The following is a 23328-nucleotide window of genomic DNA, read 5'->3' as shown; positions in this document are numbered from 1 at the left end:
GTTAGGAGTTAAATGATTTTATATTACCAATTACCCATTACCAATTACCCATTCTCACAAAAATAAAAAGGTAAAAGGTCAAAGAATAAAGTTAAACTTTGTTCCTTTTCCTTTTTCCTTTATTCGTACCTGATGCTTATTTCATATTAGCTCGTGCATCTCGTACTGCGGCAAAGAAAAACAAAAATGTCAGCGGAATGCTAATTCCCAAGATAATTGCGGTATTTTGCATTCCGAGATCTGGTTGTCCTGAACTTAGCTCAAAAATTGAACCAACTGCTGCGATCGCAGTGATGCAAGAACCAAGTAAAAACAAACCGCTAATCGGAGTCATTGTGTTCATAAATTTTCCCCTTCTATGCTATTGATTTTACAGCTTGATGGGAAAAACCATTCTTAGATAGCTCTTGCGTCAAAATTATGGTGTTTTCTACTCGGTCTACAAATACTACACCATTGAGATGATCCATCTCGTGTTGGATACAGCGTGCGAGTAAATCCCCTGCTTTGAGGGTTTGCGGACGACCATTTTCATCTTTGTAGGCAACTTCGACCATTTCGGGACGTTTGACATCCAGATAAACACCCGGAATACTTAAACATCCTTCTTGTTCTACGCAGATGTTACCGTAAGCTTTTTTAATAACAGGATTAATCAAAACCAATGGGGGATTTGCTGCGTTATCCGGTTCAATATCCATAACGATTAGCTGTTTGTGAACTCCCACTTGGGGTGCAGCTAAACCAATACCGTCATTGCTGTACATAGTTTGCAGCATTTCGCGCACCAATTGACGAAGTTCGTCATCTACCTTTGATATGCGCTTTGCAGGTTGTCTCAAGACCTTATCCCCTAAGTAATGAAGTTCCAAGGGGGGGTTTTTTAACTTTTTTTTCTCAACAGCGATCGCAGAGGACATAGTTTTCTAACTCACAAGTATCGACGTGAAATAATGGAGATTTACTTCATCTTAGCAACCAAGTGGATGGACAGAGGGGTTCGGGGGAGATCGTAAATGTACCCATTACGTTAATTCCCGTTAATAGCTTGTTTTAGTAGTCGGAAAATTCTTATTACCCAAGTTCAAAGTTATGATATTTTTTCTGCTGCAGAAGTTGAACGCGAACCTACTACAACCTGGCGAATATAATATACCTACCCGGACTTTATATAATCGCCAGGATTATACTACATTATTGACGCATCCGATAATAATTCATCCGATTCTGCTACCATGAATTGGTTTTTATGAGTTTGACTAGTAGATTCTAAAGATTTCAATTGCTGCAAAGCATAACTTTTATCTTGCGGTGATAAATCATCATTATTTTCGATAGTCTTTTGTATTTGAGCAAAAAGCGCTTTCATCCGGGGTGAAGCTGCTTCTCGTGAACCCTCAGCTTCATTGACAACATTTGCAACGTCACCGCTAGTTTTAGCGAAAACTCCTTCTTGATAATTATCATCACCAATCGAAATTCCCACAGCATCCCCTTGAGGATTAATTGTGATTCCGTTATCTTCAGACATGATATCTCCTATAATTTGGTAGGTTTGTACGTATAAATTAGGCTGAACTAAAGCAGTTTTCAATATTACGTTTAAACTATGAATACGAGCATTTTTTTCTCTTAACTCAATTACTAAAATAAGTAATATCGCGATTAGAATATACTCTAAGGGAGTAGGGAGTAGGGAGTAGGGAGTAGGGAGTAGGGAATAAGTAACAATTAATTGATAATCGATTGTTGATAACTGTCAAATGCTACAGCAACAATAAAACATATTTCGGAAGAGACATCAAAATCAACATTGAATTTATCTGTATTTCTCTATTACCAATTCCCAATTCCCAATTCCCAATTACCAATTCCCAATTCCCAATTCCCAATTCCCAATTACCAATTACCAATTCCCAATTACCAATTCCCAATTAACTAATATATCCGTTACTATAATTTGAAATTTTCAATAAAGGATTCATCAACTGATTGAATTCACCGTCTTTAAAGCTTGCTTCCCAATTAGCAGGTAAACGATGGGGATTTGGATCTTCTGGAGTCGGTATCCGTAAAAATATATAGTCGCAATCGATGGGATATAACTTAGTTTGTGGAGTTACATTCCAATCTTCTACATATGCTCCCGTTAAATTAGCGTTTCTCAAATCAGCTTTGTCTAATTGCGATCGCACTAGTTTAGCTCTAGAAATATCCGCGTTTCGCAAGTTGGTTTCGCTCAGATTGGCTTCGGTAAAACTCGCATCTTTTAGATTTGCTCCCTGCAAATTAATTCCTCGCAAGTTCCAACCGTCAAATATTTTGTTTTGTAAATTTTTATTGACAACTAGCTCGCGCATTTGAGCATTTTCTAAATAAGTTGTACTGACTGCGGCTAAATGGACTTTTTTGATATCAAACCAGTTGGTGCGTTTAACTTTGGCTTTAGTGAAATTAGCACCTTTGAGTTTGGCTTGAGTAAAATCAGCATCTGTGAGATCGGCATTACGAAAACTAGTTCCGTACCTTGTAATTAGGGAAAGCGCAACTTTACGGACAAAATTCTGCCTTTTATCCTCAAATATGGCTCGATAACCAATATAAGCAGACAGAATTACCAAAATTACCGACACGGTACTAGACACTATTCCCGCTACGGGATTTTGCATCATCGCAAATACCGATACAATCCCAGCGGTTATTCCCGCGACTATTACAGTCATTACAACTGCGAAAATTCCGGCGATCGCCCCGGTGATTGCTGCTGCAATTGTTACAGATACCGCTCCAACCGCAGTCACGATGACGGCGACCGTTCCTGTGGCGACTACAGCTACGATTGGGGCAATTTCTGTTGCTTCGGTAGTAGCTAATCCGCTCCAAACAACGGCTACAAAGCCAGCCCAAGCGACAGCGGTAACTACTGCTAAGGCTATAGCTACCGCTAAAAATACGCAGGCTGACAACAATCCCTTACGGACGCTTAATAGAAAAAATACTGAGAGTATAAGTAAACTTGCTACGCCTATATAAACATTTTCACGGGCGCTATCAATTAAAATAAATCCCATCAAAGAACCACCAACAGCGGACATTAAACCACTGAGCGCCGATAGCAGTAACGAAAATAAAATTATAGTCATTGCCCAACGGCGTTGTAAACCGGCTTTTGTGCTGCTGAAGTTTGTATCTCTGAGAATCGCGTTAGTGAAGTCAGCACCGCGAATGTCAGAATACGAGAAATCTGCTCCTGTCAAATCTTGTCCTTTAAATGATTTTCCTCTAAGTTTTGCGCGACGGTATTCTTGAGCCATTTTTAATCAATTACACGTCAAGACGGGACTTAATTTTTAACTTTTTTTTGTTTTTTTAATTAAATTATATTTGATATCCGCTTATCTGACTGATTCGCTTAGAATCCTACCACAGATAATTTTTCTTAACCCAAATAAACCAGCAGTATTGCGTAGAGACTTTATACTTACGAGTATTTACAATAAATTATTCAAAATTTTACATCCTGCAAACGTGTTTAAATTCCTGACTAAGTTAGATTACCTACTCAAAGAAACTTTTTTAGGTTTACATCGGGGTGGGTGGATGAATTGGGCTGCTGTAAGTACTGTCGCGGTGCTACTATTTTTATTTGGTATTAGTCTGCAAACTTCTTGGCAAGTTGAAAAACTACTTAATCAATTTGGTTCTCAATTAGAGGTGTCGGTATACCTCGAACCCACAGAGCGTGCAGAAAGTATTGAAACCTTAGTCGCGAAAATGCCACAAGTTGCTGCGATTAAAACTATTACCAAAGAACAAGCTTGGACGCAATTAGTCCAAGAAATGGGAATTTCCGATCTTGAAGGTGCTACCCAACAGTTAAATGGCAATCCTTTGGTAGATGAAATTAAAGTAAAGGCAATAAATTCTGAAGTCGTACCAGATTTAGCAACTCAATTAGCTAAATTATCTGCTGTGGATACGGTGCAGTATGTTGATGAAGCAGTTAGACGTATTGCTCAGCTACATCGAAGTTTAAATTGGGTAACGCTGACAATTACCATTATTTTGACATTAACAGCGATCGCAGTCACTAGTATTACGATTCGTCTCGTATTGATGGCACGACGACGAGAAATAGAGATTATGCAGTTAGTAGGTGCAACTTCTACTTGGATTTATCTACCGTTTATCTTACAAGGAATCACTTTTGGAATTGTTGGTGGTGCGATTGCTTGGAGTTTTATTAGTCTTATTCAACAGTTTGTCAATCGATTCCTAGCTAATCAACCCGAATTTATCCAATTTCTAACCAACGGTTTACAACTTAGCTCTTTACAAATCTTATTACTACCAGTCATTCTTTTAAGCTTCGGTGCAACTGTAGGATTGATAGGAAGTTTATTTGCACTACAAAGAGCTTAAAAGAGTTAGGAGTTATTAAATTTTAGATTTTAGATTACCCTGCGGGAAGACGCTTTCGCGTCAATGGATTTTGGATTAAAAGAAGTAGGAGTTAGGAGTGAGGAGTTAGGAGTTATTTTCTCCATATTACCCAATTCCCTATTACCCATTACCTATTCCCAATGTCCCATACCCAATTAATAATTGATAATTGATTTATGAATTCACAATGGAATGCTTTACTCAAAAATCTTGGTGAATGGGAAGGTTCGTTTACCCGTTTGTCTCCACAAGGTGAGTTATTAGAAGATCTCCCAAGTGTTGTTTCTTTTTCGGGTTTAAATGACAATCAAACGATTCGCCAAATTGTCCGCGTTGGGGAAGATGAAAAGGTTTTAGAATACAGTTCTCTGGGAAAGGGAATTATGTTTTTTGAAGATGGTGCGTTTTCTCAAGGCTCTATTCAGTTAGCACCGTTTTCTACTTTTGGTGCGGAATTTGGTTTTATTCATGGCGATCGTCGTTTACGCTTGGTACAGCTTTTTGACAAAAACCTCAAGTTAGATCGGTTTACTTTAATTCGCGAACATCTTGCGGGTACTCCACCTATACAAAATCCCGTGTTAACGGTTGATGCTTTGTTGGGTAAATGGGTGGGTGAAGCTATAACTATCTATCCCGATTTACAAAAGCCGGATAGTTATCCGATCGAGATGAGTTTACAACTCAATCATTCAGGATTAACTCAAAGTCTAAGTTTTGCGAATCGCACTATTAGCTCTACTGCTACTGTCAAAGACTCTATTATCTTATTTGAACAAACTCAGGTGCAGGTTTTGCTGCTTGCCGATGGAGCTTCCGTTACTTCTCCCCTGCAAGCGCAGTTAGGTCAACCTTTGTTTCTCGAAGTTGGCTGGTTAATTAACCCCAATCTCCGTCAACGTATGTTTCGCAGCTATAACAACAAGGGTGAATGGGTCAGTTTGACTTTGGTTACGGAAAGGAAGGTTTGAAAAGTAAAGATTTTTTGCTTTTAAAAAAATCTTTTTTAACTACTTCAAAAAGGGCGCGTTTTTTGGTATTTTTATATAATGGGAATATTTTTGCTTTTTTAAATTTTGCCTATACCCGATTATATTTAAGCTATTACACTAAATTATCATACCATTTCGCCGACTCCATATAATTAAATTTTTTCCGTTACCTTTGTTAACAAATGAAATAATGGTTGGTGGGGATTTTTTTGTAATTATGAAAGACGTAGCAATAGGACTTGACTTCTTTAGATTAGGGAAGAGTTAGATTGCAAAGCTTTGTGCAACAAAACTTGATGTTCCTTGTCATTAATAGAGTAAGCACCAAAGCGTTCTAAATGAGGATTCATCAACTGAGCATCAAAAAAGATGAATTGACGATCGCGCAGTCTTTCGACCAACTTAACCATCGCGACTTTCGAGCCTTCAGGAATGCGAAAAAACATTGATTCGCCGATAAAAGCACCACCAATAACGATTCCCAAAATACCTCCTGCAAGTTCATCACCTTGCCAAGTTTCAAAACTATATGCCCAACCGCTTTGATTGAGAGAATAATAAATCTCCTTTAACTCTTGAGAAATCCAAGTAGTGTCTCGGTCTGCACATCCATCGACTACCGCTTCAAAGTCGCGATTAATAGCAGTTGAAAACCGTTCTTGATTAATAACTCGTCTTAAAGACTTAGGGTAGCGGAATCTGTCATCCAAAGGAATTAAAGTGCGATCGCGACTGCTATACCATCCCAAGTGATTATTTTCATCAGCCATGAGAAAATGACCTTGGGCGTATCTTTCGATGATAGCGGCGACATCATATTGCATAAAATTTAGGAACAATTAAAATCAGAAGACCAGCTAATTTAACCGATCTTTTTAGACGTTAGTTTTCGTTAAATAAATTAAAATATTTTACCAAAAATAAAAAATATGACTCAACCAATTCCACCCATAACGTTACCACCTGCGGAAAATCCCCAACAAGAAGGAAAATGGTTGCAACAGAGCTTGCATTCCTTTTTGGATCGAGAATTTATTCCAGAAACTATTAATCAAACCATAGCCGAACGTGCCGCGCAAATTTTTGTCCGACAGCGGATGGAAGGGGAAAACGATTTAGGAGAATTAGTTCTAGCCATAGTCACCGAAATGCGATTCTTTGACTTTTCCAAAAGTTTCTATGGAGAATTTGCGATCGCGAACGCAGTCAGCGACCTGCTTTTGGAAAGCTTGGGAATTGATAAATGTTGCGGACAGTGAATTTTAGATTTTAAATTTTAGATTTTGGATTGATTTTAATGAATTACGCTAAAAGCGCTTAATGTAAAGGGAATAAATTTTTTGCTCTTTTTACAAGCTATTACCTCTACAAAATATTTATTTGCTGTAAAAATTATTTTACCGAAGTCTCAGCAAATCTATAATCCAAAATCCAAAATCCAAAATCCAAAATCGTATTACCAGCTAGACTTAACCACACCGGGCAATAGTCCTTGATGCGCCCAGTCCCGCAGGACGTTGCGACATAAACCGAAGTCGCGGTAGACAGCGCGGGGACGACCTGTAACCCAACAGCGGTTGCGACGGCGATTTGGGGCGCTGTTGCGAGGTAGTTGCTGAATTTTGCGGTGGATTTCCAGCTTTTCCAAAGGGTCTTGAGCTTGTCTAAACTCTTCTAACAAACCTTCACGCTTATCCCAATACTTATCTACCATCTTGGCGCGTTTTATGTCGCGCTGGATCATAGCTTTCTTAGCCATATAATTCCTATTTGAACAGCATTCCCTATTCTATCGAATGGCGCTACTTATGACATCAATATTTTCATTTTGACGATGACGATAAATATCGCGTGCGCTAGCACATAAATCGGCTAACTCACACTCCGTGCAAGCAGGATTCCGCGCCCGACAAACAGCGCGACCGTGATAAATCAGTCGAATTGACCAATTTTCCCAGTCCTCTTGCGGTAATAATTTCATCAAATCCCGTTCAATACGAACTGCGTCTTCAAAATCGGTTAAGCCCAATCTTTGACTGAGACGACTAACATGAGTATCAACCGTCACCCCTGCATTAATCCCAAAAGCATGAGCCATAACTACATTTGCGGTTTTCCGAGCTACTCCAGGAAGCCGCAATAGTTCTTCCATTCGCTGAGGAACTTTACCGCCAAACTCAGTAACTATCATCTGACAGGCGGCTTTGATATTCTTAGCTTTATTCCGATAAAAACCTGTAGAATGCACCAAATTTTCAAGCTCTTCAATCGGCGCATTACTTAAACGATCTGCATCAGGGAATCGACGGAACAGTTCTGGTGTTACTTTATTAACTCGCTCGTCAGTACATTGAGCGGAGAGAATCGTCGCTACAAGTAACTGTACCGGCGTTGAATAAGTTAACGAACAAGTTGCATCAGGATACAATCGCTTTAAACGCACCAAAATAGATCGGGCTTGCTGCTTTTTACTAGAATATTTTTTTCCGTTAGTATTCACTGGAATAACTTTTGTACCCATTCCAACTGGGTAGTTTCTTTAACTATGAGAAAAAGACCTAATCCTAAAAGTAGTACTAAACCCGTCTGCATTACACCTTCCTGAACGCGGCTGGGTAAAGGCTTACCGCGCACACCTTCAATTAGCAGAAAAGCAAGTTGCCCACCATCTAAAGCCGGTAAAGGCAAAATATTGATGAAAGCCAAGTTAATGCTAATTAATGCGGCAAAAAAGAACAAACTACCAGTATCGTTTTGAGCAATACTCGCACCAATTTTGACAATTTTAACGGGTCCTGCGACTTGACCTGCTGTGTCACCAAAGTTAGTAATTAATTTTCCAAAACCTTGAAATGTCTGGACAATAATGTTCTGAAACTGAGTTGCACCAACGCTAAAGGCTTGTAAAATACTTGTTGCAGGACGACGTTCTACTTTACCGTTAGGAGACAGACCAACACCAATACTACCACCACCAGGTTTAGCTTCAGGAATTACCGTTAAGTTAATGTTTTGATCGCCTCTTTTAATCTTTAATTCAATCTCTTTCCCCGGATGATTTTTGATTACATCCCTTAATTTTTCTATCTCTTGGAGGGATGTACCAAATTCTGTACCATCTGCGGCTAAAATCGCATCTCCGGGCTTAATTCCAGCAGCAGCAGCTACATTGCTAACTTGTGGAGCCAGTTCTTGAATCAAGACTCCTGGTTGAGTAGCTTGGGGTATTCCCACAAACCCGACCTGAGATACCAACAGAAAATAAGCAAAGATTAAATTTGAGATTACCCCAGCACTAATCACGATCGCCCGATCTAAAACCGGACGGTTACGCAGTAAATTCGGGTCGTTAGGCTCAATTTTACTATCCGGGTCATCATCGGGAAATCCTACAAAACCACCCAAAGGAAAAGCACGCACCGCATACTCAGTTTCAGAACCCTGATACTTCAAAAGTACCGGACCAAAACCCAACGAAAAGCGGTTAACATGAATACCTTGAGACCTTGCTGCAATAAAATGTCCTAACTCGTGTACAAAGATGAGTACAGCCAATACTGCGATCGCGGCTAAAACTGACATAGAATTGTGAATTTATTTAAACTATACATTTCTTTATTTTAAAGTGGACATGGGGCATTAGGCATGGGGCATTGGGAATAGGAATTTTAGATTTTGGATTTTGGATTTTGGATTAAGGGAGATTAGAAGTGAGAAGTTATTTGTCCCCTTACCCATTACCCATTACCCATTACCCATTACCTATACTTCTAAAATCTCCTTACCCCCTAAATAAGGTTGCAACACCTGCGGTACGTGTAAAGTCCCATCGGGTTGCTGATAATTTTCTAAAATAGCTGCCATAGTCCGTCCCACTGCTAATCCGGAACCGTTGAGGGTATGTACGAACTGAGTTCCTTTCTTACCAGCTTCTTTGAATCGAATATTACCTCTCCTCGCTTGAAAGTCTCCGCAATTAGAACAACTAGAAATTTCCCGATACTTGCCACTTGAAGGAAGCCAAACTTCTATATCGTAAGTTTTTGTTGCCGAAAATCCTAAATCTCCAGTACATAACTCGACGACTCGGTAAGGCAACTGTAAAGCTTGTAAAATTGCTTCAGCGTCCCCCAGTAATTTTTCTAATTCATCAAAAGAAGTTTCGGGACTAACTAATTTGACCAGTTCAACTTTATTAAATTGATGCAGACGAATCAACCCGCGCATATCGCGTCCGTAACTTCCGGCTTCGCGGCGAAAACAAGGACTATAAGCACAGTGATATATGGGTAAATCTTCTGCACTGATAATTTCACTACGATAAAGATTTGTTAAGGGAACTTCTGCTGTAGGAGTCAGCCATAAATCATCATCGGCGCATTTAAAGCTTTCTTCAGCAAACTTAGGTAATTGTCCGGTAGCGGTCAATGACTCGGTGTTAACCAAAAACGGCGGAACGACTTCTACGTAACCTGCTGCTACGTGAGTATTGAGCATAAACTGAATTAATGCTCTTTCCAAGGCTGCACCAGATCCAATCAAAGCAACAAAACGACTTTGAGCAACTTTTACAGCTCGCTCAAAGTTGAGAAAACCCAACCTTTCGCCAATTTCCCAATGAGGAATGATATTTTCATTTTGGGGTAAATACTCATCACCCCAGCGTCGCACTTCTACATTATCTTCCTCACTTTTACCAATAGGTGTAGACTCGCTCGGTAAATTCGGAAGTGCAAGTACTCGCTGTTCGATTTCGGCTTTAATTTCTTTTTCTTGGGGTTCAAGTTCGCTCAATTTCGCTTTGAGAGAATTGCCTTCCTCTCGTAAATCTTGAATTTCTGCATCTTGAGGATTGACACCCGACTTAATTTTCTGACCTACCAGCTTACCAATTTCGTTACTGCGAGCTTGGAGTTGACTTCGATTAGTCTCTAACTCGCGTTGTTGTTGATTCAAGTCAACAATTGGCTGAATATCGTAATTATCGCCGCGATTCTTCAACCTTTGTAGAACTGATTGCGGATTTTCTCTTATTTGCTTAATATCTAGCACGGATAATTCTCAGTTTAAGATTTAGTATATTTGGGTCAAGACACAATCTCACATTTTAATATTGCGTTGACTTCAGAGCAAAAAATTTTCTACCACTACTTAACCACATTAATTTTGACGGGTTGACTTCACAACAGATCGTAAATTTAATTGGGTTGAGAAGTGGAGTTTTTAGATGGGAGTATTTGTAATACCCTGACAAATTTCATAAAAACCCAATTTCTGATAGTAGAATTATTTCCATCGAACTCACATAATTTTCTTTAAAAAAATTTTAATTAGAAAACCACCCCGGAAGATTCCGGATCGAGAACAAGAGTAAAAGTAACAATGAACAAGAAAGATTGCTTCCTCTAATCTTCTTACCTCCTCTTATAGCTCCTAAATCGTATCGCCTTCACACTCATCTGGTGATACGATTTAATAACCAAATTGATGCTACAAGTCCGACAAAGTGCGCCGTTACAGTGTTTGTATTGGACTGTACTACAAACATATCCAACCCGCTAATGATTCGACTCGGATCGAATAGGGTAGTCGCAGCTTGAGAAGATATTGCTCTAGCGACTAAAGTACCTACGATCGCTTGCGCTCCCAAAAGCGTCAACAGCATTCCCACCAAATTTACTATTAACCCTAAGCGCAAAACTTGCACGGATTCGTTTTTGCGGGGACGATTGTTGGGGTTGGTCGATAGTAGCTGTTTACCGATGCGAGCATAACGGAAAGCTAAATACATACCTACAGCTAAAGCAACCAATCCACATATTGCAAAAAATACTCCTAGTCCGGTACCCGGATTATTACTAGGACTTCCAGTTCTACGACCAAAAACTACGAAAACTAATAAAAGTAGGGCTGAGACAACACCCAGCACCAACTGAGTCCAAAAGCTAATCCAACCCGTCAGACGGAAGTTCTGTCCGATAGAACGGACTTTGGAAGAGGAAGATCGATCGTCGAGCTGTTCTGACATATTTATAAAAAAATTTTCTGTTTGCGCTCTTTGACAGAATTATTGCACTTACTATATCGGGTGTAAGCCAATAATTTTACTTTAAGTACACAAATTCTTCACGAAAACTTCCTCATCTGCGTATCATCTAAGAGGTTGTTGCTTGTAACCATAACGAATTCAACAGCTAAATATAAGTCAAATTACCCACAGGATAATCTTCGTAAAAAAAGTATTTGTTAAGTTTTACAAAAAAGCTGCAATTTGCCTTTAAAATTGCTTAGGTGCCATTTTATGCTTAAGCAGTCCTTAGCTGCTTGGCATCAGTTGACACACTGATAGCGATTCTCCTCGCTGTCAAGCAACTCCTCACAACACTACTTTTCGAGTTTAAGTAGGGGTGCGGTCTACTGCACCCTGCTTTTAGTGTGCCAGTACCACGAGTAACAATCGTGAATTTTGATGTAGTGTTTACGATACAGGCAAATCAGCCTAAGTAGCGTTATATACTTACATTTTCTGGAGTAGCACTATATACTCTCTATAGAAATTACAGGCTCAACATTAAGGCATTTTTTTAGCCATTCACTAACCATGAAACTTGAGGATATATATCAATTCTTTGAGAATCCTCCGCCAACCTACCTCTGTCAGGAATTAGCTGTTTGTTATATCTTGTCTGTTTTGCAACAAGGGGAGTCTTACGGCACCGAGTTGATCCAAAAACTGGAGTCCGAATATCCAACTTATCGACTTTCGGATACCGTACTTTATAGTGCGATTAAGTTTCTTGAAGACCAGAAAGCAATTACTGGATACTGGAAGAAGCTTGAAGGTCGCGGTCGTCCCCGACGGATGTACCAAGTTTCCCCTGACTGGCAAACTCAAGCCCAAGATTTAGCTCGTCTTTGGCACGATTACATTAAGCGGAGAACAATTTAGTATAAGTAGGGCAATTTAACCAATAATGGTAACTGTTTCTCTTACTTACACTTATTAATCTGTTATGGATACTGCTATTCTGCCATCCACCTTGTTGTTAACTTTATTAATGTCGGTCGGCTTATTTTTCTTTATTAGGGCTTCTACTAAAGACCGTACAGAAACAGCACAACTGGTATCCCAATTAGATGAATCCTCCTTAATGCCTCAATTAAAGGAGTATTTTCGAGCGCGGTCTTATCGAGTGGCAGCGGTAGACCCGCAACAAAATAAAGTAAGTATGACTGGCTTTGTTAAACCCAGCTGGTTTTTAGCTATCTTTTTAACTTTTCTTGCTGCTGTTGGGCTTGTTTGCCTGTCCTTAGTTTTATCTCTACTTTTTTCCAGTCAAAGTATACTGTTTTACGGGATAATTTTCTTATCCCCTTTAAGCGGTATATTTTATTGGAATAAAGCCGGAAGAGTCGAAAATGTGTCGCTAACGGTTGAAGGCACCGATAGCGAACAAGATACTAAAATTACTGTAATCGCACATCGAGATGAAATTATCTCTCTAGAAAAGGCGTTACAGCTAAAAAGGGTATAAATTATCGTTCAATGAGGATACAAACATTTCTTTCAAGGCATTATTTTTTTATTGCCTTGAGTGAAATGGAGACGAGGAAAAAGCAAAACTTCCTACTTTGGTGTTAATTTCTATAACTTCTCGCAGGGTCGCGGGAAAACTGTTGTTTAATCAAACAGGATATAAGGTGATATCACAACCGATTAGTTGATTGAAACCTACAGATATTTTCCCCGAACCACGCTAGCACAGCCTCCATTATAGAAAAGCTATAAGCAGGTAAAGGAGTTTTACTCAATCCTCTATCTCGAAAATTAATTTATCCTCACAGTTATGATTGAACCATCCAAAATTATTTAACTTGCATGGAACTAATCTTTTTATGTAGCTTTCTCGAACTGATTTTACTGGCAAAGAATTTCAAAACTTAAAAAAACATAAACATTTCAAAAAAACGGATCATTTTGCCAGTTAATGGATGATTGTCTAAAGCCACACTCAATGCTTAAGACGAACGATCACATCTGTTTATCGAGCGGCAGAAAGTGCTAGTACTTCTGGAATCAAAGAAGGTTCCATTGTTCTCAAGCTGGGAAATAAGAAATGATTTTCTTCAACGTACTGAGCACCAAACAGACCCTTTTCAGCCCAAAAATAACGGTCTGTAGTGTGTTCATTACGTTTTACTAGCAATAAAGCAGGTGGAAGTATACCCTCAGCTTGAATAAATTTTCTCGCTGCTGTCACAGGTTTATCTTCACCACTTTCGATGCTAAATTGAGGCACATGTTCTAAAATACGCCGTCCTTCCTGACGACGGCGGCTTTTGCGCTTCCTTCTCCTTGCCAAAATATTTTCCTCCTCTTGTGAGCTTCCAGACTGTAGTTATAGCTACAAAATCCGAGCCAATTATAAAAGTTTTAGTCAAAAAAATCAATGGTTCTTAACTATCTGAAATCAGAAAACAAATTATTTGAATATAAATAAATCGAAAGTATTGATTAATATAATGCTTTTGAATCAATTATTACAACTCATAATTAGTTAAGCTTTGTAAAAAGGGTAATATTAATCCCGATTGTGAAAAAGCTCGCAATTTTTGTATAACCGCCTACATTTATAGTCTGTTTATGATAATTTCTGCCAGTTCGGAGTTTGTTGCTCTGTGCCGCGAACAATTAGCGCTGCTAGCGACAGGGTTAGGAGCATCTTTAAGCGTTGTGTACTTAACGCAAGAATTGGCAGACGTACCGTCACAGGCAGGAGGGGAAGCCAAGTTAATTCCTGTAGCGGTTTATCCGGAAACAGAGGTGGTAGAATTTCAGCACCAAATAGCTTTACCGTCTGTCAAACCTTATTTGTTAAGTGCGTCATCAGTTGTAATTAGTTCGCAATCAAATGAGAAGTCGGCTGAGAAAACCGAAGAAGACAATCAAGAATACTTAATGGATGGCGACCAAATTGTTTTACCTTTGATTCACGACTCGGTAATGATGGGTTTATTGGTAACGGGTAGAGAAGACCGTAGTTGGAAGGAAAGCGAACGCACTCAAATTGAGCGTATAGCAAAAACTTTGGCGATCGCTTGCATTATGGACAGTAGACGCGCTTGGTTAGCAAGCCAGTTACACCAACATCAAATCATGCAAGAAAAGCAGTTAGATTTGATGGACAACTTGCTGCATCAATTTCGGAATCCGCTAACGGCTTTACGAACTTTTGGGAAATTACTCACAAAACGATTGCGACCAAAAGATGCAAATCGAGAAGTCGCGTTATCCATCATTAGGGAAAGCGATCGCCTTAAAGAACTATTACAAAAATTTGACGAAGCGATTGACTTGACTCCAGAAGATTTACTTCCAGCGAAATTATCGGTACAAAACGAAGTAGAAGTAGAGGCTACTGTAGAAGAGCGTAAACCTTTGTTATTATTAAACGGTGCAGAACAAGAACTGATTGATTTTAATTTGAATGATGTATTGCAGCCATTATTAATTTCAGCATTAGCAATAGCGCAAGAACGTTATTTAGAATTAATAGTTAATGTTGATAATTATTTACTATTGGTACGAGGAAATCCCAAAGCATTACGAGAAGTACTGAGTAATATTATTGATAATGCTTTGAAATATACTCCCGCTGGCGGTAAGATTTTAATTGAATCTGTAAAAGATAAAGCTAATTTTCTGGGAATTGCTATTAGCGATAATGGACCGGGAGTTCCACAACAGGACTTAGAGCATCTGGGGGAAAGAGGTTATAGAGGGGTACAGGCTCAAACTCAAATTCCTGGTTCCGGCTTGGGATTAGCTATAGCTAAACAGTTGATAGAACAAATGCAGGGCGAAATGGAAGTTTTCAGCCCTGCAATTAATTTTGCTATTTATACACCGGGTAATTCAGGAACTACGTTTATTATTCGCTTACCGGAAGCGAAGGAAGAGTTAGGAGTTAGGAGTTAGGAGTTATTGTCTACTTACTCCCTACTTTCTTATCGTAATGAAACGTCGAAGCTTCTACCGATGGTCATTTCTAAATCGGTATTTGGGTCGATAACAATCAAGTCAACGCTCTTCTTGTTAAAGAAAATACCAGTTATCGCACCGATTGCCGCACCACCTAAAACTTCTTCAGTAGCTATAGCGCGATCGCCAGTTACCGCAGCAACAGCAGCAGCGGCACCCGCACCTAATGCGGTATTTCTGATGATACCTGAAGTGCTAGTACCTTTTTTAACGGTTTCAATCTTGTCAATGATTCCAGAAGTTGCATTAATTTCGTATTCTTTTCCGTTAGTCAAAATCAGTTTTTGAGCTACGAATTGAGAACCACCATTAGCAGGTTGAAGTTTACCTTCAACGCGAGAACCTGCGGGAATCACCAAGTTGCCGGTATCGGTAACTACGTTTTGCGAGATGGTTAAGGTTAAAGGTGCTGTTTCATCCTTGGTGACAAGAATTTTTTCTGCTTTGTCGTATTTAACGGGAAGAACAGTTCCTTCGGGGATAGTAATGTTTGCGATCGGTGTAGTCGTGTTGATAGCTACAATGTAGGGCGAGCTAATGGCGCTAGCTTGATTGCTGCTAACTAAAGCTTGGTAAATATAAGCCGCTACATCTGCACGGGTTGCAGTTACTTTAGGATTGAGGAACTTGGTATTAGGATAGTTAACTACCAATCGCTTCTCTGTAGCTGCGGCGATCGGGCTGGTAGCATAGCTGGAGATGTTGTAGCTATCGCTATAGTATTGCAGCGTGCTTTGCACATTACCGCTGGGAACATAGTCTAAACCGTTGGCAAGAGAAACTAATACCTGCTCGCGAGGAATATTTAGAGTAGGACGGAAAACTTGACCGGGATATCCAGACAAGAAACCAGTCGCGTAAGCCTCTTGAATCGCGCTGTAAGCCCAATAGTTGCTAGATACGTCACCAAAGTTAATTGGCTGTCTTTCTTGAGGTTTGTTGAAAGCTTTGCGAATCATCGCCGCAAATTCAGAGCGGGTTACTGGTTTATCGGGACGGAAGCTACCATCGGGAAATCCAGCGATAACTCCCCGCTGTGCTAATTCTTTAATAAAAGGTGCTGCCCAATAGTTAGATGAAACATCATAAAAACCATTAGTTTGAGCAGCGGATGGTGCGGGTGCAACTATTGGTGCTAAAGTCACTGCTGTTATACCTAAAGCCATGAATGCAGCAGATTTTGATTTCCAACGATTTAGATTAGACATTTAATTTTTCCCCAACAATTCCGTTTAATTCTGTTATTTATTCTGACAATATCTCGAACTAAATGTTCCGAGTATTTTTTGATTTTTAATGTCCTATTTAGACCTAATACCCTAAGTTTAATTTAGGTATATATTTGGCAATCGAAAGACTCATTCCGTTTAATTAACTAAGACGTACTATTAATAAAATAGTTGCCTCAGATTAAAGAAAAGTCAGTAGTTGTTTTAGATGGCGGTATGTAAATAGATATAGCTATTTTAAGTAGTATTTATAGCTTAAAACTATACTAAATATAGCTTGTGTCCTTTAAAGTCATGCTAGAGCGTGTGTCAGTTTAACCTCCGCTCTCTAGCTGATGCTCAAACAAACAAAACAAATTGATTTGCAATTATATGAATGTTTAGTTAATAAGAAGTCGGCTTCAATATACTTAAGCAATTACTCGGATATATTCACTTATAGTATTTCTATCTATGTTTATACACTTAGTCAATTTTCCAATCGGGACTACTTTAAAAATTAACTGTTTAGAAGTTATGCGATGTTGGATTGAGAGTTAAGAGTTAGGAGTTAGGGGTTTAATTTTCCCCTTATCCTTTTGCCAAAAAAACAAGCCACCGTACACTTAAACGTTTCAAGTGACGATGGCATTAAATACAAGCTAGAAAATGATGTCGCGAAATCAATCCTAGAAGCGAGATAGCAATAGATTAGAACGCAAAGTGACGCTAAGGTCATTTTGAGGGTTAATCACCACAACTTCTACTTCCTTGCGTCGTAAAAAAATACTTGCTAAAGCACCCGCAGCCGCACCAGCGATGGGTTCTAAGGTTTCAATTTTCTTATTTCCCGTGATCAGTGAAATGACAGTTGCAGCAGCCGTACCATAAGCAGCATCTGTCAAAACTTTACTTGTACTAGCACCTCTTTTAATTGTTTCTTTTCTGGTAACTACCGCAGAAGTTGCATCGATATTCTGCTTTCTACCATCAGGAAAAACTAACTCTCGTGCCACAAATCGAGAACCTTTTTCACGACCCAAAGTTGCTGGTTCTAATTGTCCGACAAGTTCGCTACCGCGAGGAATCAATACGTTTCTGTTGCTATCAATAATATTAGTTGCAACTGTTAGAGTTAAGTCAGTTGTTTCATCTGGTGTAACAACAATTTTCTCTTTATCAAAAGTAACAGGAAGTCTTACTCCTGAAGGAATAGAAACTCCTCTTGATTGTCCGAAAATTGCTTGTGCTGTAGCGGGGGTTGATACTAAAATAGGTGTAGCCGCAGCGGTTGTAATGCTTAGTGCCAAAAATGCAGCGGTTCCAGATTTCCAACGATAAAAGCCAGTCATAAGAGAATTCCTTTAGTCTTGAGACTATATGTTATGACGCGAAAATAATGATATTGTTTCTAAAATGTTTCTAAAAATTTATCAAGTTGGGTATGGACATAAGGCATTGGTAATTGATCGAGAATCGTTGAGATGATTTAAATTTATATAGGTAGAATTTTTCATATTAAGCCTTTTGATGACGCTATTTTTTTTACATTGTTCCTCAAGGTTTCATGTAGTATTTTTTATTTTTTATTTAATCAAGAAAACAGATTTGTTAAAATTTTTTTTAAGCACTTAGCGTATGCTACACTAACAAAAATCAATTAGCAGTCCTATACAAGATTAGTCCGGAGAATTTTGTGAAAGACTCAGTAGATTTTCTGTTACCTATTCCTTCTTCTGCTCAGCGATAAGATACAACTTGCATCGTCACGATCAAGCAGCGCGGAGTTTTATCCCGTCAGTAAGCGCTATTTCCTACCGTGTAAGGGTTCCAACTGCAAATCAAAACGGATGGATGTCTATAAAAAAAAAGCGTAACGCACTGTGGATAAAATAGTACGTTACGACTTTAAATATATTTGGCTTAACTTTCTACTTATATAGAGTAAGAAGAAGTCAGTTGAGGTAGTTGAGGAGTACGATAAGGATGGTTGATTTCCAATTCAGCAGGGTCGGAACAGCCCGCTTCAGACATACAGGTTTGGACAATTTCGCGGTATACAAACCACTGTTTGTGAAGATGCCGAATTAATTCCGGTTCCATTCTAAACACATCGGAATTTTGAAATCCGGCTCTAGATAACCATTCGTAAATAGAAAGAGTTTCGCCATTATTATTGTGAAGCATTGTTTCTCCTAATTTTGTTTAATTGAGGGTAAAGTACGCTTCCAAGATGCAACCTGAAGCGCTGACGGGTGATTTTAAGCAATAGTTGTGGATGGGAACTCATTTTTTATAAGGGTTGACTGGATTACTTGCCTATTTCAAGCAAAGTAGAATTGAGAAACCTTAGCCCATGTCTAAACAGGGGATATAAAGTCGCAAAAATTTATAACCAACTTTCTTATTGGTTCAACCCAGGCATTAATAATCTATCCGAGTCTAACTTGACAATAGTGAAAAGAGAATCCGAAATATCACCCTACTAGGCAGTTAATGCTTTTACCATAAACATCTTGTCTTCTGAAACTTTGTGCTGCTGTAAAATAAAAACACCTGTAACTTAAGGGTCAACTTTAAGCAAGCATGATGTTATTTTCCTCAAAATAGAAAAATCTATCTATCCTTCTAAAGTAATAGATCTATCCTTTTACACCTAACATGAATTGAAACTTAACAATTTGATAATTTACTAATTAAGATTTTTAATAGTACATCATTAAAGGGTACATTTTTGCAAAAACTTAGGGGATTCCCCTAGTTTAAATAGTTTCCCCTAGCTGTCTAACCCTGACGCGAGATGCTTTGGGAATATTTTAAATCTTATTAGCTTAACGGAATTAACTGCGAATACAGTGTATTTAACAGATAAACAAATCAACGTTTAATGACTTTATACTTTCTTAATAATTTCATTCATAATTTAGTAAATTCTCTATGCTAAAACTTACTTATACTGAAAATCAACTAAGTTTAGATTACTCAAAACAATCTTTGGAAGATTGGATAAACACAAGAGTACTTGTAAGTATACGTAGTGCAACCAGTATTCATATTGAATTTAGCACAGCTTCTTTTTTAGTACCGGCATCATGTTTAACTGATTTGGAAAAAGTAAGTAGTGAAAATATCGTGGAATTATGTCGCTGTGATGCGGAGTCGGTTGAAGTTGTTTTAAAAGGTATCTGGGTGACATCAGAAGTAGAAAGCGAAACAGGTGTTTTCGTGACCGAAATCGAAGATAAAACCAAATTTTTGTTGCAAAAATTTGATCGCAAAATTTCCTACCACGCTTAATTGATTTAAGAATTACAAATTATATTCAGTCTTGCTGTTTGCGGGACTATGGTACGACTTCCGAAGTGCCTTTTTGCTAAGTCCTAAATCTTACTTACTTGTTTAACAAAAAATTAGCAGCTTTTATCAACAATAAAGAGCAAGATACTCCCACAAAAAAGATTTACATAAAAAATTGCCAGAGATTTTATTTCTCTGACAACTTTATTGGTTTCCTCATGTATTGCGTGGAAATATTAAAATAATATTTAACCTTTGAGGGCTTTTGTAAAATTTCTACGATATGATTTACTACCAACAAAGCAAGCTGGCCATAATAATGATAAAACCAGGCGATTTGTTAAGCTATTGCTGAAATTAGTTTTTCTAAATCCAGTCCAAAACTTCCAAGCACCAGCTACGTAACCTATTACTAGTATAACACCAATGAACCCGCCCATTTGAATCTACTCCAAAAAAAAAGGATATCTGAATACCATGATTTGGTATAAGAGTCAATCTATACACTCTTATATTCTAGTTTAAGGTAAGATTCCCGATTGCATCCATCTGTATGGGGATAAACAGTTAGGAGTTAGGAACACCGGAGTTATTAATCAGTGTCATCAGTGTCATCCATTTAATCCGTGTTATTAGTTAGAAATTATCTGTTATTGAAATAGGAAGTTTAATGATAATTTATTTAGCTGGATCAAATTTGAGGTTATCCCCTACTTGAAAGTTAAGGGCTGATTTTTTGTCTAAAATCCAATATCCAAAATGAGGAAAGTTATTAATAGATTTAGATTTATCAATTAAGTTCATATCAATAGGTGCAAATCCTTCTTGTTTGACAGAGGTTAGGACAGCTACATCTCAATCAAATTATTTTCGGTAAACTCGGAAAATTTTCTGGCATGGTTTTGAACTAATATTAAAAGAAGCAGATATGGCACATTTTAGTCAATAGCTATTTTCAAATCGCACAGATATTTCATGAAAATTCATGAAAATCTATGAAAGATTAACTTTTAAAAGTATTGATGAATTTAAGTAAAGTTATAGGACAGTATGCTTGCACACAGGTTTGTACAATTTGGTTTTTTTATATTACTTGCATTGTTAGGGAGTTGTAATTCATCAATAACATCTCCAGAACAAATGACTATAGGGGTAGTCAGCAACGGAGAAGAAGCTGTTTCACTCGACAAATACGACGGCTTTAAAAACTATATCGCAGCACAAACAAAGTCGATTGTAGAATTAGAACCAGCTTACAACGAGTTACAAGCCGTCGATCAAATTAGCCGTAAACAATGGGATATCGTGTTTGCACCACCAGGTCTAGCAGCGATCGCTATTAACCGACAATACGAACCCGTATTTTCGATGGGTGAAGTCAGTAGCAGACAGCGATCGTTACTAATAGTCCGAGACGATAGTTCAATTAAAAAAATACCAGATTTGGCAAATAAAACCGTGGCTTTAGGTCAAATTGGTTCTGCTGCTGGTTATTATGTTCCTTTGTACGACCTTTACGGTTTAACCCTTGCCGATATTCGTTTTGCTCCCACTCCTAAAACATTACTGCAATGGCTCAAAGAAGGTAGTGTTGATGCTGGTGCTTTGTCCGAAAAAGACTTTGAAATTTATCGGCGGCAATTTAGCCAAATTAAGTTTAGAATTATACATACTAGTCGGTGGATTCCACCCGGATTAGTCCTGCTATCACCAAATATTGAACGAAACCGCGAACAACAAATCCGTAAAGTTATGAGTGAAGCCCCAGCATATATTACAGCAGACTCAGGTTATATTCCTAGTGAGAAAGTTCCTAAATACAAGCAATTTATCGAGTTAATTAGTAAAGTTAAACCTTTGGAAACCCAGATTCAAGAAAAGCCCGTAGTTTTGCTACCTAAAGCATCGACTAATACAAATAAAACTGATTAATTAACTTTTACAACCTTTGATAAATAGGCATAATTACTTAATAACTTAATACCACCTGGTTAAAAAAAATTATCTTCCCTGAAAATTCCCTTTTCGATGAAAAACTTATGTTAATGGGAACTTACTTGTATCACAGCTTGACTTTAAGATTAAGAATTTAATATGTAAGAATTTTAGGAATAAAAAGTAAATGTCTGAGCCTCCTATAACAAAACCAGAAATAGCGTCTGGGACTTTAATTGATAGCCGTTACATTATCCGAAGGATGCTGGGACAAGGGGGGCTTGGACGAACTTACTTAGCTGATGATACACGTCGTTTTAACGAGACTTGCGTCCTTAAGGAATTTGCTCCCTTCGGTAGTGGTAGCAATGGAATCGAAAAATGTCGTGATTTATTCAGAAGAGAAGCAAAAATTCTTCATAAGTTGGAACATCCCCAAATACCACGTTTTTTAGCTTGTTTTGAAGGAGAAGGTCGGCTATTTTTAGTCCAAGAATATGTGAATGGTAAAACCTATTCTAGGCTATTACAAGAACGTCAACATCAAGGACAAACTTTTTCAGAAATTGAAGTCATATTTTGGCTAAAAAAACTATTGCCTGTTTTGGAATACGTCCATCAGCATCAAGTAATTCATCGAGATATTTCTCCTGATAATATCATGTTACCTGAAGATGGAAATTTACCTGTACTAATTGATTTTGGAGTAGGAAAACAAATAGCTGAAATTAACGAAGCGACCAGAATAAATCAAACAGCATTTGCTGGTAATATGTCCCTTGTCGGAAAAGTTGGCTATGCTCCCCGCGAACAAATTAGTTTGGGTTTGTGTTCTCCAAGTAGCGATATCTACGCATTAGGAGTAACAGCGATCGTATTGCTTACTGGTAAAAATCCATCGCACTTAATGGATCGATATTCCTTGGATTGGAACTGGCGAATCTATGCTGATATCAGCGATGCTTTTGCACGGATACTTGATAGAATGTTGGCAGATACTCCCAAAGCGCGATATCAAACGACTGGGGAAGTTATTGCACAACTCGAACAACTCGGTCAATCTTCATTTTCATTTCTCACAGAAAATTTTTACGATGCTCCCACAGTAGTTTCACCTGACTCTAAATTAAGTCCTACAGTACCTCCTGATTACGAACAAGAACCAACAGTAGTTGACTCAATTGATAATCGTAAACAGTTAAACTTATTAAGCCATACTTTTATCGAAAACTGTCAGCAACAGCTAGCCTACTACATCGGACCAATGGCAACTTTAATAGTAGAAGATGTATTAGCAACAAATTCCCAAGCAACACCGCATCAATTCGTAGAGTTATTGGCTAGAGAAATTCCCGATTCACAAACAGCAATGGAATTTATACGACGGATATTTTATTAAAACTATTTTCTC

23 protein-coding genes are annotated in these 23328 nt (G+C 38.3%); 9 read left to right on the top strand and 14 right to left on the bottom strand.

The window, feature by feature from the left end; genetic code table 11:
• Positions 1-136: 136 nt before the first annotated feature.
• From VB797_RS06525 to VB797_RS06510, 4 genes are all read right to left on the bottom strand, one after another.
• Positions 137-343, bottom strand: a complete 207-nt coding sequence (locus VB797_RS06525; RefSeq protein WP_323236844.1) for a hypothetical protein — start codon at positions 341-343, stop codon at positions 137-139.
• Positions 344-356: 13 nt separating this feature from the next.
• The gene (gene def / locus VB797_RS06520) at positions 357-920 is read right to left on the bottom strand and encodes a peptide deformylase (protein WP_323236843.1); all 564 of its coding nucleotides are present in this window, start codon (positions 918-920) and stop codon (positions 357-359) included.
• A 269-nt stretch (positions 921-1189) separates the two neighbouring features.
• The gene (locus VB797_RS06515) at positions 1190-1531 is read right to left on the bottom strand and encodes a hypothetical protein (RefSeq protein WP_323236842.1); all 342 of its coding nucleotides are present in this window, start codon (positions 1529-1531) and stop codon (positions 1190-1192) included.
• A gap of 403 nt (positions 1532-1934) precedes the next feature.
• On the bottom strand, positions 1935-3314 hold the full coding sequence (locus VB797_RS06510; RefSeq protein ID WP_323236841.1) for a pentapeptide repeat-containing protein: 1380 nt from the start codon (positions 3312-3314) through the stop codon (positions 1935-1937).
• Between the two features lie 214 nt (positions 3315-3528).
• On the opposite strand from VB797_RS06510, the gene VB797_RS06505 reads away from it, so the two are divergent.
• Together VB797_RS06505 and VB797_RS06500 are read left to right on the top strand one after the other, a co-directional pair.
• A complete protein-coding gene (locus tag VB797_RS06505; protein ID WP_323236840.1) occupies positions 3529-4422 on the top strand; it encodes an ABC transporter permease in 894 nt (297 codons plus the stop codon).
• A gap of 197 nt (positions 4423-4619) precedes the next feature.
• Complete coding sequence (locus VB797_RS06500) at positions 4620-5414, top strand: DUF3598 family protein (RefSeq protein WP_323236839.1); 795 nt, start codon at positions 4620-4622, stop codon at positions 5412-5414.
• Between the two features lie 269 nt (positions 5415-5683).
• Here the strand turns inward: VB797_RS06500 and aat are convergent, their stop codons facing one another.
• Positions 5684-6259: a leucyl/phenylalanyl-tRNA--protein transferase gene (gene aat, locus VB797_RS06495; protein ID WP_323236838.1), complete on the bottom strand. Its 576-nt coding sequence runs from the start codon at positions 6257-6259 to the stop codon at positions 5684-5686.
• Between the two features lie 105 nt (positions 6260-6364).
• Between aat and VB797_RS06490 the strand changes: the two genes are divergently transcribed.
• Positions 6365-6694, top strand: a complete 330-nt coding sequence (locus tag VB797_RS06490; RefSeq protein ID WP_323236837.1) for a hypothetical protein — start codon at positions 6365-6367, stop codon at positions 6692-6694.
• Between the two features lie 197 nt (positions 6695-6891).
• On the opposite strand, the gene rpsN is transcribed toward VB797_RS06490, so the two are convergent.
• The 5 genes from rpsN to VB797_RS06465 all read right to left on the bottom strand — a co-directional run bounded on the left by rpsN (position 6892) and on the right by VB797_RS06465 (position 11463).
• Entirely contained in the window at positions 6892-7194 is a 303-nt protein-coding gene (gene rpsN, locus VB797_RS06485; protein ID WP_323236836.1) for a 30S ribosomal protein S14, read from the bottom strand.
• Positions 7195-7224: 30 nt separating this feature from the next.
• Positions 7225-7956, bottom strand: coding sequence for an endonuclease III (gene nth, locus VB797_RS06480; RefSeq protein WP_323236835.1), 732 nt, complete (start codon positions 7954-7956; stop codon positions 7225-7227).
• Positions 7932-9017 carry an RIP metalloprotease RseP gene (gene rseP, locus VB797_RS06475; RefSeq protein ID WP_323236834.1) on the bottom strand — a complete coding sequence of 362 codons (1086 nt, stop codon included), beginning with the start codon at positions 9015-9017 and terminating at the stop codon, positions 7932-7934. The genes nth and rseP overlap by 25 nt, the downstream gene beginning before the upstream one ends.
• 180 nt (positions 9018-9197) lie before the next feature.
• Complete coding sequence (serS, locus tag VB797_RS06470; protein WP_323236833.1) at positions 9198-10487, bottom strand: serine--tRNA ligase; 1290 nt, start codon at positions 10485-10487, stop codon at positions 9198-9200.
• Between the two features lie 403 nt (positions 10488-10890).
• Complete coding sequence (locus VB797_RS06465; RefSeq protein WP_323236832.1) at positions 10891-11463, bottom strand: DUF3611 family protein; 573 nt, start codon at positions 11461-11463, stop codon at positions 10891-10893.
• Between the two features lie 573 nt (positions 11464-12036).
• On the opposite strand from VB797_RS06465, the gene VB797_RS06460 reads away from it, so the two are divergent.
• Together VB797_RS06460 and VB797_RS06455 are read left to right on the top strand one after the other, a co-directional pair.
• Complete coding sequence (locus VB797_RS06460; RefSeq protein ID WP_323236831.1) at positions 12037-12384, top strand: PadR family transcriptional regulator; 348 nt, start codon at positions 12037-12039, stop codon at positions 12382-12384.
• A 64-nt stretch (positions 12385-12448) separates the two neighbouring features.
• Positions 12449-12970 (top strand): cofactor assembly of complex C subunit B, encoded by a 522-nt coding sequence (locus tag VB797_RS06455; protein ID WP_323236830.1) that lies wholly within the window; start codon positions 12449-12451, stop codon positions 12968-12970.
• A gap of 507 nt (positions 12971-13477) precedes the next feature.
• Here VB797_RS06455 and VB797_RS06450 read toward each other — a convergent pair.
• Positions 13478-13798 (bottom strand): DUF3155 domain-containing protein, encoded by a 321-nt coding sequence (locus tag VB797_RS06450; protein WP_323236829.1) that lies wholly within the window; start codon positions 13796-13798, stop codon positions 13478-13480.
• A 281-nt stretch (positions 13799-14079) separates the two neighbouring features.
• Here VB797_RS06450 and VB797_RS06445 point away from each other — a divergent pair, with 281 nt between their 5' ends.
• Complete coding sequence (locus VB797_RS06445; protein WP_323236828.1) at positions 14080-15414, top strand: sensor histidine kinase; 1335 nt, start codon at positions 14080-14082, stop codon at positions 15412-15414.
• Between the two features lie 29 nt (positions 15415-15443).
• Here VB797_RS06445 and VB797_RS06440 read toward each other — a convergent pair whose 3' ends face one another.
• The 3 genes from VB797_RS06440 to VB797_RS06430 form a co-directional block, all read right to left on the bottom strand.
• Complete coding sequence (locus VB797_RS06440; protein ID WP_323236827.1) at positions 15444-16685, bottom strand: S-layer homology domain-containing protein; 1242 nt, start codon at positions 16683-16685, stop codon at positions 15444-15446.
• 689 nt (positions 16686-17374) lie between these two features.
• Positions 17375-18037 carry a conjugal transfer protein TrbI gene (locus VB797_RS06435; RefSeq protein ID WP_323236826.1) on the bottom strand — a complete coding sequence of 221 codons (663 nt, stop codon included), beginning with the start codon at positions 18035-18037 and terminating at the stop codon, positions 17375-17377.
• 583 nt (positions 18038-18620) lie between these two features.
• Entirely contained in the window at positions 18621-18872 is a 252-nt protein-coding gene (locus VB797_RS06430) for a hypothetical protein (RefSeq protein ID WP_323236825.1), read from the bottom strand.
• A 750-nt stretch (positions 18873-19622) separates the two neighbouring features.
• Here VB797_RS06430 and VB797_RS06425 point away from each other — a divergent pair.
• From VB797_RS06425 to VB797_RS06415, 3 genes are all read left to right on the top strand, one after another.
• The gene (locus tag VB797_RS06425) at positions 19623-19982 is read left to right on the top strand and encodes an alr0857 family protein (protein ID WP_323236824.1); all 360 of its coding nucleotides are present in this window, start codon (positions 19623-19625) and stop codon (positions 19980-19982) included.
• A 1050-nt stretch (positions 19983-21032) separates the two neighbouring features.
• Positions 21033-21914, top strand: coding sequence for a phosphate/phosphite/phosphonate ABC transporter substrate-binding protein (locus tag VB797_RS06420; protein WP_323236823.1), 882 nt, complete (start codon positions 21033-21035; stop codon positions 21912-21914).
• Between the two features lie 190 nt (positions 21915-22104).
• A complete protein-coding gene (locus VB797_RS06415; protein ID WP_323236822.1) occupies positions 22105-23316 on the top strand; it encodes a serine/threonine-protein kinase in 1212 nt (403 codons plus the stop codon).
• Positions 23317-23328 lie beyond the last annotated feature (12 nt).

The organism is Rivularia sp. UHCC 0363 (assembly GCF_034931125.1).
Lineage (GTDB): Bacteria > Cyanobacteriota > Cyanobacteriia > Cyanobacteriales > Nostocaceae > Rivularia.
The sequence above is the reverse complement of the archived record's forward strand: the minus strand, read 5'-3'. Positions and strand labels throughout refer to the sequence as shown.